Genomic DNA, 15,688 nt, shown 5'->3' on the forward strand with positions numbered 1-15,688 from the left:
CCACATCCACCCTTGCCCCCCCAACTTCCGAGCCTTCCCGTGCCGTCCATGCCTCCTGAAAACCCCATACCTCCGGTACCGCCGGCCCCTCCGGTCCCATCGGGACCGGAGATTCCTCCGGCCCCGCCGCAGCACTCCCAGCCTCCGGCTCTTCCCGCACCGTCCGTTCCCCCAGTGGCTCCGGATCTCCCCTTCGGTCCGAAGCACCCGGAATCGCCCATACCTCCGGTTCCGCAGCAACCGCTGCCTCCGGAGCACCCGATCCTTCCGGATCGCCCGCAGCATTCGGCGCCACACGAATCCACGACGGATTCGACCATGCCCGGCCGGCGACACCGTCTGTTCCCCCAGGAGACGAATCCGCACCAGCCCACGCAGATCACTCAGGGGTGGTTGCCCGCGCGCGAACCCTCGGCCCCGGCTCCGGATCAGCACGCGCAACATCCGCCGAACCTCGGCGACCAGCCGAGCAACGGGCAGGCAGGCGCTTCGATGACCCCGGTACCCCCGCCGCCCATGCCGGGCCCTCCGGCGCCGGGTATCGGCGCACGCCAAGGGAACCAACAGCGTGGCGGGTCGAACGGATACGCCCGGTCCCGGGGTAAGCCGGGCGACGGGCAGGGCTCGGTGCTGGTCCAACCGTTCGCCGGATTCGGTGTGGCAGCCGAATTCAACCCGTCGACAGGTGCGTTGCAGGCCGTGCCCGCGCAGGCGGGTGCGCCCGCGGGTGTCTACGGTGACCTCGGTGAATCCAAGGTTGTGTTCTATCGCAATGGCGCGGGGCTGGCCTTGCGGGTGGACGGTCGTACGATCGAGCTCGACGGGCCGGTCGATATCGAGTGGGGGCGGGTCGCTTATCGCACCACCCGGTTCGCGGTGATCGAGGGCGGTGTCGTCGTGTTCGAGGCGATCTACCGAAGCCTGCCGCCGGAGATGGACCTGGGTGCGCTGGTGCACGGCGTGCTCGCCGATCCCGAACGCCGCGCCGCGATCTTCCCAGGACAACAGTGAACAGGAGGCCATCATGCGTGCGGACCACCCGACCGACGATGAGCTACGTGACAATTTCGACGAGATGCTCACCTCGGTGTGCGGCGGTGGCGGACTGCGCACCGCCACCGGCCTCGATATGAAGACCGAGGAGAGCCTGTGGGCGATTGCCCGCGCGTACCCGCAGGTACCCGACGAGCTGGTCGACGCGGCGCGCGCAGCCTTCGCCGGGCAGCTCGACGGCACCAACGCCCGCGAGCGCAGAGAAGCGCTGGCTCGCAAGATCGAGGAACTCGAACAGCGCAGGTCCGCCCGCTGAAGACGGGCACAAACCGACGACAGACCTAGGGTGAGCACATGACGGAATGGCGCGCGTTGACCGACGGCGAGGTCACCGATCTGGCCACGCGACTGCGATCGCTCGAGTGGTCCTGGCGGGTCGCCGATGGCCCCGAGCTGGCCGAGGGGTTCGGTTGGCAGGTGGTGCTCACCGAACCGGAGTGGGTCATGCTCGACACCGGGTTCGGTATGGGCAGCGGCGAGATCCGCGGCGAAGACGATAAGGCCGTCGCGATCGAGGTCCGGGTGACCGAGTTCGCCGACGACAGCGCCCGCGCCCGCATCCGTGACGCTTTCGCCTCCATGGCCGACGCTCTCGCCGCCGCGCTCGGTGCACCGACAGCACGCGTCCCCGGCGAGTTCCCCCAGATCCGCTGGGCCGGCGCGGAGTCCACGCTGGTCTTGCAGGACATGACGGTTTCGGTGGTGCTGACGCTGGTGACCAACACCCGGCTCGCCGACGACGACCGCAATGCCGCACTCGAAGATCAAGGCCTGCTGTGACCGGCTGGACGGAGTTCGCCGAGGGCCTGGCCGAGGAACTGGCGGATCTGCCTGCCGGTGCGGTGGTGAAGATCGTCGAACCCGGGCCTGCGCCGCGGTACGCGCAGTTCCGTCAGCTCGACGACGAGCTGTGGGCCGAGCTGGTCGGCGACCACTGGCTCGCGCCTGCCGCACGGGCGGGATCGACCGGTGGGCGACTGATCGTCGAGGCAGGCTGGCATGCGCCGGACGCCGATCACGGCCACAACTGGTGGGTCGAATGGCCGTGGCCGCAGTCTTCGGCCCGCTATCGGCAGCTGACGTCGATGGTCGTCACCGGGCTGCGTGACGGGTTTGGTATCGCCGCGGTCTCCGATCTGTCGTATGTGGCATGGAACGAGAACGTGGGCAACTGCGCGCTGGACCTGCCGGGGCTCGGCCTGCCCCGTCACTCCTGATCTGCCGATTCCGGCGGCTGCGCCGCCAGGACGTCACCGCACGTTCCGGAATCGTTTCCTCGGCGGTGATAAGACCGCTGCGACCGGCCCGGCCATCGGGTGCGCAGACGAGGAGAGTGCCGCGACGTGACCAATCCAGCCGATGAGACCGGACCGGCCGACGAACAGATCCTCGCCCCCGACGCCGTCGACACCCCTGAACCGGACATCGGATTCAGTCTCGACGAAACCCCCGCCGACCCTGCCGAGCGTGCCGCGCAGCTGATCCATCAGGTTGCCCGCGATCTCGCGGCGGCGGCCCCTCCTGGATGGCAGCGGCTCACCGCCCTGTTCGCCTTGACCACCGCGATGGAAATGGGCCAGGTCGTCTACTCGGACGAGAACCAGCAGCCGGTCCCGGCCCACCCTTCGGCCGAGATTCTGGATCTGGTTCGCGGACAACGTCACATCTCCGCCGAACTCGGCGACGGACCCTGGTGGCGATTGGTCCTGACGTTGTCCGCCGCCGGTGAGCTCGAGGTCGACTACGACTACGGCGACGAACCCTTCCCCGACGACCAATTGTTCCCGCCCGAGGCCTATGCCGCCGATCTCCGTTCCTACCCGCGTGCATCGCTGCCGGTCTGGTTGGCCGCCTATCTGACCCATGCGGGCAGGCAGTTCCGGTCGCCCCGCGACGCGGCGAGGCAGGCGCGGGCCGATCGTTCTCAGGATCGGCGTGGTGTGCGGTCCGACAACGACCTGCCGGAGTTTCCGGTGATGTGGGTACGGTGGGCGGTGCTGTCGGCCGCGTTCGTGGCGGCGGGCTCGGAGTGGGGTCCGCGAATCCTGCCCGCGCTCGGCATGTTCGAGGGCTCGCGGCGCAGCGGTGCGACCCTGTACGCGCTGGCGGGCGGGCGGGCGGTCCTCTCCGGCGGGGTGTGGAACGCCCCCGGCCTCGACGCCGCCTACAACGGCGACGCGCAGCTGCCGCAGTTGTACGCGGGCGCGCCCGAATGGGTGGCCAACCCGGTGCTGAACCCGCGCGCATCCAGCGGGCTGCTGTCCTTCTGCTACTGGTGGGAGGGTGGCCACTGGTATCGCGGTGAATCGCCGGGCGCCGACGGAATCGCTGCGGCAGTACCGGGTTTCTGGTCCTTCGATACCGTGGTGGACGTCGTGCTGCGATTGGTGACCGCGGAACCGGGGGACCAGGATCGGCGGGCGGTATCGGCGCTGCTGTCGGCGGCCGAGGTCGGTGTGGCGACCAGAGACACGCTGATCGAGGTCTTCGGTGACGACGCCGAGTTCGATATCGACGGTGCCTTCTACCAGCTCACCCTGGCCGGCGTCGCCCTGCTGCTGCCGGAGCCGATGCCGCAAGAACAGGCGATCGCGCGAGTGCGTGGTCATATCGTCGATGCCGGGCTCGATACCGCCGGTTATCCGCCCCAGGATCTGGTCGCCGAGCGAATCAGCGCCGGCTGGATGGTGTACGTCCCCGCGTCCGAAGGCGAGCTCGCGATCGGGCGCACCATCTTCTATCTCGCTGACGACGGCGTGCTGGAGCAGTCCAGCTCCTCCACCGCGCCGTCGCGCTTTATCGCCGAGTTCGAGCAGCGCTTCCAGTTACGCCACCGCTCGGTCGGCGACTGACCTACCGGCGGAAACGCACCGCCCGAACATGATTCATCGCACGGCTACCTGCTGTTCAGTTTCTCCACGGGATGATCACGCACCGTGAAATCAGCGTGATATCGGCGGCGCCCCGCAGGGTGCTGCCGTGCGACGGGGCGGAGCCGGTCGGGCGTCGTGATCGGCGCCGAGTGGGAAGGAGCTGAGGCGATGGCCGGAGATAACCCATGGGGCGACCTGCGCGATCAGGCGGGCAACGGCGGGCTGGTGTTCACCAGGGACGTTGCCGAGGATGCCGCAGGATACTGCGCCGACCTGCTCGACGTGTTCAATGTCGTGACCGGCAGCCTCGACGACGTCCTCAAAATCGAAGGTCTCGGGCACTTCCCGGGTGCGAAACGGCTGGCGGACAAGTTCGCTGAGGTGGCTGCCGAGTTCCGCGACGAGGTCATGAAGGAGCACAAGCGGGTCGCGACCGATCTCGGCGAGTCCTTCGTGCTTGCCGGAAAGCTGTACGAAGGTACCGATCTGGATGGTAAGGGCCACTTCGACAGCATGGTGAAATCGAGCAATGCCGGTGATCTGATCCAGCATGTCGAACAGGAGCAGATGTACCACGGCGGCTGGGTGGATATATCGCCCGACATCCCCAATCTCGGTAACTACGAGGACAAGGACAAGAAGTACGGGGGGCTCCCGGACAGTCTGCTCGACCTGGCGGGTAGTGAAGGTTCCCAAGGCTTCGCGGTGACCGTACCGCCCGCGCAGACACTGAACTTCAACCAGCTCTGGTGGCTCGGCCAGGAGATCTTCGGCAAGCCCGCGTTCATCGCTGTCGCCGGCGGCGACTGGTTCCGGATGAAGCTGCAACTGCAATCGGGCTTCTCCAACTTCGACCAGAGCATCCTCGGCTTGGTCGAGTCGGAGCGGTGGAAGGGCACCGGAGCCGACGGCGCCGCCAAGGCCATTCGGATGTACACGAACAAGAGCGCCCCGCTGCTCACCGCGATGCAGCAGCTCAGTGACAACCTGGTGAACGCGTCCGGCTGGACCGCGAACACCGTGTACGGCATGCCGGACAAGAGCGTGGCCTACACGCCGGACGATCAGGAGCATGCCCAGCTCGAGCTGGCCCAGCAGGTCTACGAGAACTGGTACGACCCGGGGATCACCGCATGCGCCACCGCCATTCCGATCCTGCCCAAGCCGACGGACGCGGTCGAGATAGACCCCAACGGCAACAATGGGAACAACGGCAATAACGGCAACAACGGAAACAATGGCGGAGGCACCGGCGGAGGCGGGACCGGCGGTGGTGGTGGGGCCGCTCAGCAACAGGCCGATCTTGCCAAGTTCGCCAAGGACCAACAGGCACTCGCCCAACAGCAGCGCGATATGGAGGCAATGCAGGCCAAGGCCGACGCTGATGCCCGACGTCAGGCCGCCGAACTCCGTCAGCAGCAGGAGCTCGCCCAGCAACAGGCCGCCAAGCGCGCCCAGCAGCAAGCCGCTCAACAGGCCGCGCAACAAGCCCAGCAGGCCCTTCAGCAGGGTCTGCAACAGGCGCAGCAAGCCGCTCAACAGGGGCTTCAGGCTGCCCAGCAGGCGATGCAGCAGGGCATGCAGCAGGCGGGTCTTGCCGGGTTGCCCGGGGCGTTGTCCGCATTGGGTAAGGATCTGCCCAACCTGAAAGGTGGCCTCGGTGGCGGCAAGGGCGCAGGTGGGGGTGGCGCAGGCGGCGGTGCGGGTGCGCTCGGCGGATTGCCGAAGGAACCGGCGCAGACACAGGCCTCGAAATTGTTCCCCCGCGCATCGGTGACCGGCGCGGCGGCGGCCGGTGCCATGCGCGGTGCGGGCTTGGCGCCGACGGCGGGTGCCCCGGGTGCCCCCGGCGGTATGGGTCCCGCGGGTGCGGGTGCGGGCGGCGGTCAGCAGGGGAGCAAGGAATACAAGCGAGCCGACTACCTCGACTCTGCCGAGCACATCGAAGAGGCGCTGGGCGACGCACCGGTGGTGGCCAAACCAGTTGTGGAGAAATGAACCGGACCTGGGAATTCAGCGATATCGAGTTCTTCGTGCTGTGGAAGTCGGTTGGGCGCGGCGGGCTGCCGTTCCCGCTGTACTACCTCGGCCGCACCGAGGATCCCGAGCGGTTCAAGGCGGAGCTGCTGGCCGCGCGGGAGGAAGTGGATCGCCGGCTCGGTAGGTCGTTCGACCCGATACTCGCCACGATCGCCGATCCGGATCTGCGGATCGTGGTCAACGGCGGCGACGGCCGAGCGCCGCGCGAACCGGAGGGCCTGGTGCGGCTGATCGGCGCCCGGCGCCAGAGCAGCGGCTATCTGCTGAAGCAGCTGCCCGGTGAAAGCTACTGGCACAGTGGCGGTTTCACCGTCACCGAATGCGAGGCGGTCGGTCTGGCCGATTCCGTGGTCGCGGAGATGCCGGAGGCTGAGCCGGGTAAGCAGCGCGATGTCGTGCTGCCCGCCGAGAGTCCCGGCGACGAGCTCGACCACGCCTACGGTGGCTCCGCTGTCCACGACTCGTTCGACGATTCCACCGCACAGCGTGGCGCGGCGTTCCTGGCGACGCCGGCGCCGAGCTACGGAACCATTGATGTGGTGCAGGGCTTTTCGATCTTCGGGCCGCGCGGCATCACCAAACATCGGCTGCGCTGGCGTGATCTCGAAGGCGACGGCCGCTACGTCATCGGCGACGAGACCCCGCCGGTAGCGCGGCCTGCCGATCGCAAACATTTGACGAACACGATCAACACCAGGGTCGCCGCGGTCATCCGCGCGATCAAGGACGAGCGCGCGTGACAGCGATGCGCAGCCACCGCATGCGCATGATCGGGAAGGGATGTGCCCATGAGTGAGCAAGAGCAGGGTCCCGCGGAGTGGTCCGCGACCTCGCGTACGGGTGCGATCACTGTGCGTACCACCGAACAAGGGCTGCCGGTGGGCATTTCGATCGAACGCTCCGAGCTGCGTGGTGATCCCTCCGCACTGGCTGCGGAGGTGCTGCGGTTGTGCAAACAAGCCTCGAGCCGGGCCGGCCTCGCACGTCGCGCGCAGCTCGAGCAAGCGGGCGTGGCCGAGGACATGCTCGCGCTGATGGGCCTGCCGACCGCAGCCGAAGTTGCTGATCAGGAGATGGCCGACGAGCAGGACTACGAGACCGAACCGGCCAGCTGGCTGCGCCCGGTCTGAGCTGCCGATTTCCATCAGTGGGAAGAATTGCGCGGGAAGGGTGTTCACCTCGTGTTTGAATCTATGGACGAGCTGGAAGCCAGTGTTCGTCGTCGGTTGTACCGCATGCGCGATCTCGCCGAGGACATGGCAGCGGTCCGCGCGAGCGAAACCGCACCGGACGGTGCTGTCACCGTCGAGGTCGACGGCAACGGCTCGTTGGTGAATCTCCAGTTCACCACGGCGATCTCGGAACTCTCCCCCTCCGAGTTCGAACAGCGGCTGGTAGCTACCGCCGCAGCGGCGGCCAGAGCGGCCTTTGCCCGGCGCGCCGAAATCGTCGTGTCATTCAATGAAGAAGTCGCCAGGTAGACACGTCACGTTCACCCTGACCGGGCATAGTTTTTCGCGACAGCTCAAACCGGGGCCTATTCCCTCGGTGGGGGATTCGCGCTGAACATCCAGCAGTACCGGATCGGGGAGTACGATGAGCGACCTCGTAGCAACACCTGACGCGATCCGTCGTTACGGCGACGCGGCAGCGGCGATGGCGACGAGCGTGGCCACCGCTGGCAGTGCCGACCAGGCGGCGACCATGGCCGTCGCGGCGCCGGTCTTCGGCTTGATCGGGCAGGAGTTCCTGCTGTCCTACGCCGTCGCGCAGGGCAACCATCTGTCCTCGGTCATGGAACTGGCCGGCGTCCACGCTGCCACGGCGGTGACCGCACATCAGAGCGCCGCGGCCTACGAGGCTTCCGACGCCGCCGCGATCGCCGAACTGGGTGCGGCAACCGCGCCACTACAATGAATCCCGAGCTGGACCCCACCGTCGTCGATCTGTTGCGCGGCAGCGCGCTCGCGCCCTATATCGACCGTCCGGTGAACGACATCCTCGCGGATATCGGCTTGCCGCCGCTGCCGGACCTGTCCGCGATTCCACCGCTACCCGAGCTGCCGCCGATGCCGGTGATCGACATCACCGCGCTGGCTCGGCCGCTGACCGACCTGGCCAGCAGCTTCGGCACCGGAGCGCTCACCCCGCCACCGGGCGGCGGACCCGATCCGATGCAGGTCTTCCAGGCGGTCAACACCGCTCTCACCACCGCGATGCAGTTGGGAACCTCTGCGCTCCAGGCTGTGATGACGATCTGGCAGGGCATGGGCGCAACCAGCGCCGCGGGTAAGGCGGCCGACGCGCAGAGCGATGGCGCCGAGCTCGCCACCCAGAGCACCAACGAGAAGACAGTGCTTGCCGGTGCCGCGACCTCCGTCGCCGTCGGCGGTGCCGAACTGACCGCCATTATCGCCAAATACCTGACCACAATGGTGGCCTCGGCCCCGCTGCTCGCCACTCCAGGCGGGCAGATGTTCATGGTCGCGGCGACTACCGAGGCACTGACCTCGGCGACCGCCGTGGTCGCCAAGACTCGCGGCGAACTGCTCGGCCACTCCGGGAACATGACCCAGGCGGGCAAGAAGGTCGCCGTCACCGGGGCCCCCAAGGGTGTGGATTCGATGCAGCAGGTGATGCAGCTGCTACAGATGGTCACCCCGCTGATGACGATGGCCAGTACCGGAGCGCAGTCCATCGGCCAGCTCGCCGCAGCCAACACCTCGCTGCTCGCGCCGAAACCAGTGCACGGCGCCGGGGATCCGGACGGGAAGAAGGACGGCGAACCCGGCAAAGACCATCCGGGCGGAGCAGGCGGTGGTGGCGTCGGCGGCGGCGGCGGCGGAGTCGGTGGGGGCGGTGTCGGACCTGTTGCCGCGCCGTTGAGCCCGTGGCCTGGCACTCGCACCGCTGGACTCGGCGCAGTACCCGGTGCGGCAGGCGGCTTCGGTACCGCTGCAGGTGAGGCGGGCATGGTCGGCGGACGGTCCGCGGCCACCACCGCAGGCACCGGACCGGCCATGATGCCGATGGGGGCCGCGGGGGCGGCCGGTGCGGCCGGTGCCGCGTCAGGCGTGCGTGGTGCGGGCGACTCCGGCGATATGCCGAACTACCTGGTGTCCGGTCAGCACGGCGATGAGGTCGTCGGCGATATCGAAGGGGTCTCGCTGCCGGTGGTCGGCGCGGCCGAACAGCAGTCCGAAGCACCACCCGACAAAGAACTCACCCTCTGACGCAGTCAGCACGGTCCGATCCAGGAGGTTGTCATGGTCCGCAATGGTGTGGATTTCGATGGGGTTCAGTTCGACGCCGCCGGTGCGCGTGCCGCGGCACTCGAGCTCGATGGTCTGGCCGACCGGCTGGAGCAGAGCTTCACCACCCGTGAAGCCGCGCTGAATGTCGAACCCGCGGGCGCCGACGAGGTATCAAGGGCCGCCGCGCAGACGATGAACGAGGTCGCGGTGTCCTTCGGCGACAGTACGACCGCGGGCATTCTCGAACTGCGCAAACTGGCCGCCATGCTGCGCAGCCAGATCAACGAATTCGGCCGGTCCGAAAGCGACAGCGCCACGGGTTTCGATATGCCCTCGCGCGGAGCGGCGTAGCCCGCGCCGGGCGAGTCCACGGAGCTCTGTGATGATCGAACCACCGCGACCCGGGTTCACCGGAGTGGTCTGGGAGGCGCGTCAGCCCGACCGGTTGGCCCGCGAACTCACCACCGGGCCGGGTTCGCTCCCACTTGCCGAGGCCGGCGCGGCCTGGGTGCAGTTGGCGGCCGAACTCGGCACGGCGGTGGTGGATTTCGAACGGGTCGTACTCGGCCTGCGTGGAGTGTGGCAGTCGAGCACCAGCCGTGAAGCGATCGACAAGGTCTCGCGCCTGCGCGAGTGGCTGACCGAGGCGGCGGCATCGGCTGCGAACAATGCCGTGCGCGCTGAAACCCAGGTCGCCGCCTACGAAGTGGCGCGGCTGGCGATGCCGAACTCTGCGGAGCTCATCGCCATTCAGGAGATCCAGCGGCTGCTGGAGCAGGTCGGCGCGGCACTCGGCGCACCGATCCAGGCCGTGGCCGCACAGACCGATACCGATGCGGATGCCGCCAAGGCCGCCGCGTCACGGGTGATGCGCGGCTACGAGGCGGCCAGTGAACCACTGGCCGAGCCGTGGACCCAGCAGCCGCCACCGGTGATCGCTGCCGCTGCGGCGTTGGAAGCCGAGCAGGTCTCATCGACCGCGGCACCACCGGCGACTCCGGCGCTCCCTCCGGTCACGCCAGGCATGTTCGCGCCGCGCGGTGGCCTCGGACCGATCCCACGTGCCAAGACCACATATCAGGCTGCGGCCTACACCGAGACGGCCGCGACGGAGACCGTGGAAGTCGCGGCCCCGCAGCAGGTTCCGGCATCGCATACCAATGTGCCGCTGGTTCCCGGTTCCCCCTTTGCCGCCGCGGCCGGCGCGCAAGAAGAGGACTACCGGTCCAGGGCGGGCGACGCCGGCACCGACGCGCTCGGCGCCGACCTCGGCATCGTCTCCGCACCCGCCGTCCTAGGCGCACCGGATACCGACGCGCCGCGGACGGGCCGGACCACAGCGGGAGGTGGGCAATGACGATCGTGACAAACGACGGACTACTCGCCGTTGCCGAACGGCTCGGCGTGCAGACCCTTCCGCAGGTGCTGTCGGTGGCGCCGCAACAGGATTCCCACGACGAATGGGCCACGGCCCAGCAGCGCGCGGTCACCGACCTCACCGGCGCGGGCGTCATCGACTCCTACGGCGAGGTGGAACCGAGTCTGGCCGACGCACTGTTCACCTTGGCGCAGCCCGACCGCGAACTTGTCGCCCGAGTGTTCACCGGTGGTGCACCGATCCGAATATGTCTGGCCCGCCGCGATGAACAGCATGCGCTGGCCGTGCGCACCGGCGACGACTACGACATCGGCCCCGTATGGTCCGACGGCTCCGGGGCCGCCCTCGCCCGGCCCGTGCTTGCCGTCCTCGGTCGATGCGCCGCCGCCGACGTCGTCGAAGTCAGCGCACCCGCCCGCGAACTCAGCGAACGCCTCGAATCAGCGCAGACCTCGGCCGAATACGCCGATGCCCTGTATGCGCTCGGCGTCGCCGATCAGGACGCGCCTCGCTACGGCCTGGCCTTCGCGTCCTGCCACGCCTACGCCGAGATCGTGGCCTACGCCCACATCGACGGCGTGACGACCCGGCCGCCCGCGGCGGTCGCGGTATACGACACCGGGCACGGGCGCCTCGTCGCCGCGCCCGGTGTCGCAGCGGATCAGCAGGTCTGGTCCACGGTGACACCGGGCACCGATCACCGGATCGCACAGGCGATATCGGCCCTGGTCGAAGCGCTGCCCGGGGGAAGGTGGCTGCCGCAGTAGACCCGAAGGGCGTGCAGTAGCCCGCCACTCTCCCGGCGGTGCCGTCCGGCACCTTCCGGGCACGGAAATCACAACACGAAAGGTTCGATCATGGTTTACGCCGATCACGTATCCGCCGATAAGGCCAAGGACGACATGGCCAACGCGGTGGAGGGCATGAAGTTCACGCTCAAGGCGATCACCGACGAGGTCAACGCCGCCCGTGGCTGGGAAGGCGATGCCCGTTCGGCCTTCAACGCCGCCGCCGACCGCTGGAACACCGAGGCCACCGAACTCAACGGTGCGCTCAACCGGCTCACCGAGCTGGTCGGTGAGGGCAGCGCGACCTTCAAGCGCATGGATGCCGAGGGCGAAGACGAGTTCAACTACATCAAGATCTGACGGCCGTCCGCGCCGGCCGCCACACAATCACTTACCGATCCCCGGAGGGTTCAGATGGAATACGACAAGGCTGCCATGACCACCCTGTTCCATGATCTGCAGGGTTTCCGCAAGGCACTCACCGACAACGCGCGCGACATGGCCGACGCAGGTACCGCGCTCGCCACCGCGTGGGAAGGCAACGAGGCCAACAACAACTTCCAGCTCGCGCACAAGGACTGGGACACCAAATTCGAGGACACCCTGGTGATCCTGGACAACGTCGCCGCCGCGGTGGAGAGCGCGCTGCACCGCGCCCTCGGCACCGACGGCAAGATCGGTGATGGGTTCGCGGGCGTGTGATGATCACGAGCGACTGACAGCCGGTCCGGATATTCCGGGCCGGCTGTCAGCTTGTCTCGGCCCGTTCAGCGGGCGGCGGCGAGGGATTCGCCGATGTAGCGCATCTCGTCCGGGGTGGTGACCATGGTGACCGTCGCCGCGGCAGTGGAGGTGCGCACCGTGATGAGGTTCGGTGCGGCGGGGTCTTGCCACAGCGTGACGTCGGCATCGAAATCGCCGTCGGGTTCGTGCGGCCCACGCACTCGCACGATGGTGGCACCGCCGGTCAGCGCGGTCGGTGCGATACCGTCGAACACCACGACGGTGGCGGTGTTGAACGACGCACCTGGCTGGGTGGTTGCCGGGCTGTGCGGATGAGCTGCCCCACCGAATCGTGCGGCCAGTGATAGTGATTGTGGTGCACCGACGTTGGCGACCATCGTCTGCCACGCCTCCGGCCGGTCGGTATGCACCACGACGTGTGCGCCGAGCGCGATGGCTCGCAAGATGACCTGTTGGGCCAGATCGAGTTTGCCGATCACCTCGAGATGCCTGGTCCCGTCGCCGATCAGCGGGACCGCGATGCCCTGGCCATGGTGGTCGGCGCCGATGAGCTGACCGCAACCTCCGGTCGGCACCGCGATGCCGGTGAGCGCGCTGAGCGGGCCGTGATAGTCGGCGGCACTGTCGTGCACCACGGTCTGCGCGGGCAACGTGTCGAGCAGGGCGCGGAATTGCCTGCCCCGCAACGGACGCAGCCCCGCTACCGATGGTTCGCCCGGATCGGTGAGGGTGTCGAAGCGGACCAGCGCACCGAGGGTGATCGGCGGTGACTCGGCCCGCTTGCCGACACCCGGCCGTTCGACGCCGGGCCGCAGCCGCACCGTCACCATGGTGTTCAGGCTCGGCGTCGCCCAGATATCGGCGAAGCCGCGCGAGCCGACCAGCTCCGGGCCGATCTCGTAGTTGGTGAGCCGCAGCTCACCGTGCACCAGCGAGTCCTTGGTCTCGGTGAACTTGTCCAACGGGACACCCCAGCACATTCGGCGGACCGCGGCGTTCATCTCGCCCGCGGTGAGCACAGATACCGAGATGTCGTGAGCAGCCAGCCTATTGGCGACCCGACGCGTGGCAATGATCGCCGTGCGCAGGCTGCCGGTCCGCCCGCCGCCCCGATTGTCCACCGCCTCGGCATTGGCCAGCGGGTCGAGCCGCAGCACCAGCCAGACGGTGCGATGTGCGATGGCGGGCAGCGGTCCGAGGATCCGGTCATAGAGCTGGGCGACCACGCCGTTGCCCGCGGTGCGCGCCCCGGTACTGATCACATCGATCGAGGTGAGCGTGATGTCGAACTGGCTCAAGCAGGTACCGATCTCGGTGAGCGGCAGGACCTGATCGGTGCTGAGCGAGCCGCGACGCAGCAAGGTCATCGCGTCGGGTGGCGGATCGATGCGCAACATGGTGACGAGCAGGTCGTTGTCCCAGCGCACGCCGTAACTGCCGCCCTCGGGCAGCGTGACGTCGAACGGCTCGGCCCCGGTGTCCGCGGGACCCGGCCGAGCCCGGCGCCAGCGGTAGGCGAGTGCCTGGGCGAGCATCCCGGCCAGATTGCGTGGATCGGCCCGGCGCACCGGCACCGCTCCGAGCAGCAGGACGGCAACCCCTGTGCCGACGACGGCATAGATCGGCGCGTCGAATGCCAGCCCCGACCACGCCGCCGCAGCGGCAAACAATGCCAGCGGAACCATACGCCGTAGCGGGATATGACGGAACAACCAGAATTCGGGATCATGTAACGTCGCGTTCACCGCGATGTTCGGTCGAATTTCCTCGGGTGAGTTTCTCGCCGACATTTCGGCTCCGGTTTCCCGTTCGTTTACAACTACGTTCACTATTAGTAGCCCTGGGTTCGAATTCCTGTGGCCGGAGTTTGTCTTTTCCGGGATCTGGAGAATTTTTACAATACCGCGCCGCAGGTGAAATGGCGGCGTAGAGATATCGCCCCCGACCGGGTATCCCCAGCGCCGATTGACACCACCGTTTCGGCGGATACTGTAATTGCTCGATGAGGGGAGAACTCAGTTCTATGGAGGCCATGTGCCGGCACCGCTGACCACCCGGCAGCAGGTCAATGGATACCGATTCCTGTTGCGCAGGCTCGATCATGCGCTGGTGCGCCGGGATGTGCGGATGCTGCACGATCCGATGCGCTCACAGCTGCGTTCGCTGCTGGTCGGGGCGGTGCTCGGACTGCTGGTCGTCGCCGGTGCGGCGATCCTGGCGTTCATCCGCCCGCAGGGCGCGATCGGTGACGCCAAGATCGTGATGGGTAAGGACAGCGGCGCGCTCTACGTCGTCGTCGCCGACAATGACGGCGGCAACACGCTGCACCCGGTGCTCAATCTCGCCTCCGCACGCCTGATCAGCGGCAGCAGCGAATCCCCTGCCTCGGTCAAGGACGACAAGCTTGCCGATATGCCCCGCGGCCCACTGCTCGGCATCCCTGGTGCGCCCTCGGCGCTGCCTGGTTCGGCACAGGGCACCAGCTCGGAGTGGTCGCTGTGCGACACCGTCGAGCTGTCCATCACCGGAAGTGCCGCGTCGGCCTCCGGTGTCGACACCGCGGTGCTCGCGGCGCGACCGGATCTGAGCGAACGGATCCGTCGCGCCGACCCCGACGAAGCCGTCCTTGTGCGCCGCTCGGACCGCACGTACCTGATCTACGAGGGCAAACGCGCCCAGGTCGATCCGGAGAACAGCGCTATCGCGCGGGCGCTGAGCCTGTCCGGCGAACGCCCGCGACCGGCCGGTGCCGGCCTGCTCGGCGCCGCGACGCCGGTACCGCCGATCGCCGTTCCGGAGATTCCGAACGCCGGGAAGCCGGGACCGGGCGCACTGTCCGATATCCCGGTGGGCGGCGTCATCTCGGTGGCAGCGACGGGCCGCGGCGAGCGGGCCGAACTCTATGTGGTGCTCGCCGACGGAGTACAGCACATCTCCGACTTCACCGCCGACGTCATCCGCACGGCGAACTCGCAGGGCATGAGCCAGATCGAGACCGTTCCGCCGGACGCGCTGACCGGCATCGCTGTGCTGTCCCAGCTGCCGGTCGATCATTTTCCGGCGGCCGCGCCGACGATCCTGTCCGCCGAGGACGCGCCCGTCACCTGCGTTTCCTGGTCCAAGACCGAACAGTCCGATGCCGACGCCGTCGACGGCCCCACCGACCGGGCCTCCGCGGCCCTGCTCGTCGGTGCCCGCCTGCCCCTGCCCGAGGGGGCGCAGCCAGTATCGCTGGCCACTGCCGACGGCTCCGGCGACCGAGTCGACCAGGCCTATCTGCGTCCGTCATCGGGAGAGTTCGTGCACGTCACCGGCATGGAGCCGGGTAGCCCGCGCCGCGGCAGCCTTTTCTACATCGCCGACAACGGCATCCGCTACGGCGTGCCCGATATCGACACGGCGATGGTGCTGGGTCTCGGTGACGCACCGGCACTGGCGCCGTGGGCGATTGTCGGTCAGCTGGTACCGGGCCCGACGCTTGCTTCCACCGACGCGCTCACCCGCCACGACGTGCTGCCGCAGAGCAACTGAGCCGACGGGTCGGCCCGCGCTTGGTGA

18 protein-coding genes are annotated in these 15,688 nt (G+C 68.0%); 17 read left to right on the forward strand and 1 reads right to left on the reverse strand.

Going from position 1 to position 15,688, the window contains the following annotated elements:
• Window positions 1-318 precede the first annotated feature (318 nt).
• From GV792_RS21865 to GV792_RS21940, 16 genes are all read left to right on the forward strand, one after another.
• Complete coding sequence (locus GV792_RS21865; RefSeq protein WP_163826164.1) at window positions 319-1,011, forward strand: hypothetical protein; 693 nt, start codon at window positions 319-321, stop codon at window positions 1,009-1,011.
• Window positions 1,012-1,024: 13 nt separating this feature from the next.
• Window positions 1,025-1,309, forward strand: coding sequence for a hypothetical protein (locus GV792_RS21870; protein ID WP_163826165.1), 285 nt, complete (start codon window positions 1,025-1,027; stop codon window positions 1,307-1,309).
• 38 nt (window positions 1,310-1,347) lie between these two features.
• The gene (locus GV792_RS21875; RefSeq protein ID WP_163826166.1) at window positions 1,348-1,833 is read left to right on the forward strand and encodes a DUF6301 family protein; all 486 of its coding nucleotides are present in this window, start codon (window positions 1,348-1,350) and stop codon (window positions 1,831-1,833) included.
• Window positions 1,830-2,270, forward strand: coding sequence for a TY-Chap domain-containing protein (locus GV792_RS21880; RefSeq protein WP_163826167.1), 441 nt, complete (start codon window positions 1,830-1,832; stop codon window positions 2,268-2,270). Before GV792_RS21875 ends, GV792_RS21880 begins: the two co-directional genes overlap by 4 nt.
• Before the next feature lie 126 nt (window positions 2,271-2,396).
• A complete protein-coding gene (locus GV792_RS21885) occupies window positions 2,397-3,905 on the forward strand; it encodes a hypothetical protein (RefSeq protein ID WP_309138608.1) in 1,509 nt (502 codons plus the stop codon).
• Between the two features lie 189 nt (window positions 3,906-4,094).
• Window positions 4,095-5,924 carry a hypothetical protein gene (locus tag GV792_RS30140; protein ID WP_163826168.1) on the forward strand — a complete coding sequence of 610 codons (1,830 nt, stop codon included), beginning with the start codon at window positions 4,095-4,097 and terminating at the stop codon, window positions 5,922-5,924.
• Complete coding sequence (locus tag GV792_RS21895; RefSeq protein ID WP_163826169.1) at window positions 5,921-6,706, forward strand: ESX secretion-associated protein EspG; 786 nt, start codon at window positions 5,921-5,923, stop codon at window positions 6,704-6,706. Before GV792_RS30140 ends, GV792_RS21895 begins: the two co-directional genes overlap by 4 nt.
• Window positions 6,707-6,754: 48 nt before the next feature.
• Window positions 6,755-7,096, forward strand: a complete 342-nt coding sequence (locus GV792_RS21900; protein ID WP_163826170.1) for a hypothetical protein — start codon at window positions 6,755-6,757, stop codon at window positions 7,094-7,096.
• A gap of 51 nt (window positions 7,097-7,147) precedes the next feature.
• Window positions 7,148-7,447: a YbaB/EbfC family nucleoid-associated protein gene (locus GV792_RS21905; protein ID WP_163826171.1), complete on the forward strand. Its 300-nt coding sequence runs from the start codon at window positions 7,148-7,150 to the stop codon at window positions 7,445-7,447.
• Between the two features lie 115 nt (window positions 7,448-7,562).
• The gene (locus GV792_RS21910; protein WP_163826172.1) at window positions 7,563-7,883 is read left to right on the forward strand and encodes a type VII secretion target; all 321 of its coding nucleotides are present in this window, start codon (window positions 7,563-7,565) and stop codon (window positions 7,881-7,883) included.
• Entirely contained in the window at window positions 7,880-9,199 is a 1,320-nt protein-coding gene (locus GV792_RS21915) for a hypothetical protein (protein WP_163826173.1), read from the forward strand. Before GV792_RS21910 ends, GV792_RS21915 begins: the two co-directional genes overlap by 4 nt.
• Before the next feature lie 33 nt (window positions 9,200-9,232).
• Window positions 9,233-9,571, forward strand: coding sequence for a PE family protein (locus tag GV792_RS21920; protein ID WP_163826174.1), 339 nt, complete (start codon window positions 9,233-9,235; stop codon window positions 9,569-9,571).
• A 31-nt stretch (window positions 9,572-9,602) separates the two neighbouring features.
• Window positions 9,603-10,577 (forward strand): PPE domain-containing protein, encoded by a 975-nt coding sequence (locus GV792_RS21925; protein WP_163826175.1) that lies wholly within the window; start codon window positions 9,603-9,605, stop codon window positions 10,575-10,577.
• The gene (locus tag GV792_RS21930; RefSeq protein ID WP_163826176.1) at window positions 10,574-11,365 is read left to right on the forward strand and encodes an ESX secretion-associated protein EspG; all 792 of its coding nucleotides are present in this window, start codon (window positions 10,574-10,576) and stop codon (window positions 11,363-11,365) included. The genes GV792_RS21925 and GV792_RS21930 overlap by 4 nt, the downstream gene beginning before the upstream one ends.
• 90 nt (window positions 11,366-11,455) lie before the next feature.
• Complete coding sequence (locus tag GV792_RS21935; RefSeq protein WP_163826177.1) at window positions 11,456-11,746, forward strand: WXG100 family type VII secretion target; 291 nt, start codon at window positions 11,456-11,458, stop codon at window positions 11,744-11,746.
• 54 nt (window positions 11,747-11,800) lie between these two features.
• Window positions 11,801-12,088 carry a WXG100 family type VII secretion target gene (locus tag GV792_RS21940; protein ID WP_163826178.1) on the forward strand — a complete coding sequence of 96 codons (288 nt, stop codon included), beginning with the start codon at window positions 11,801-11,803 and terminating at the stop codon, window positions 12,086-12,088.
• Window positions 12,089-12,153: 65 nt separating this feature from the next.
• Here GV792_RS21940 and eccE read toward each other — a convergent pair whose 3' ends face one another.
• On the reverse strand, window positions 12,154-13,875 hold the full coding sequence (gene eccE / locus GV792_RS21945; RefSeq protein WP_309139141.1) for a type VII secretion protein EccE: 1,722 nt from the start codon (window positions 13,873-13,875) through the stop codon (window positions 12,154-12,156).
• Between the two features lie 289 nt (window positions 13,876-14,164).
• Here eccE and eccB point away from each other — a divergent pair, with 289 nt between their 5' ends.
• Entirely contained in the window at window positions 14,165-15,661 is a 1,497-nt protein-coding gene (eccB, locus tag GV792_RS21950; protein ID WP_163826179.1) for a type VII secretion protein EccB, read from the forward strand.
• Window positions 15,662-15,688: the final 27 nt, after the last annotated feature.

It is taken from the genome of Nocardia cyriacigeorgica (genome assembly GCF_010868145.1).
Classification (GTDB): Bacteria; Actinomycetota; Actinomycetes; order Mycobacteriales; family Mycobacteriaceae; genus Nocardia; species Nocardia cyriacigeorgica_D.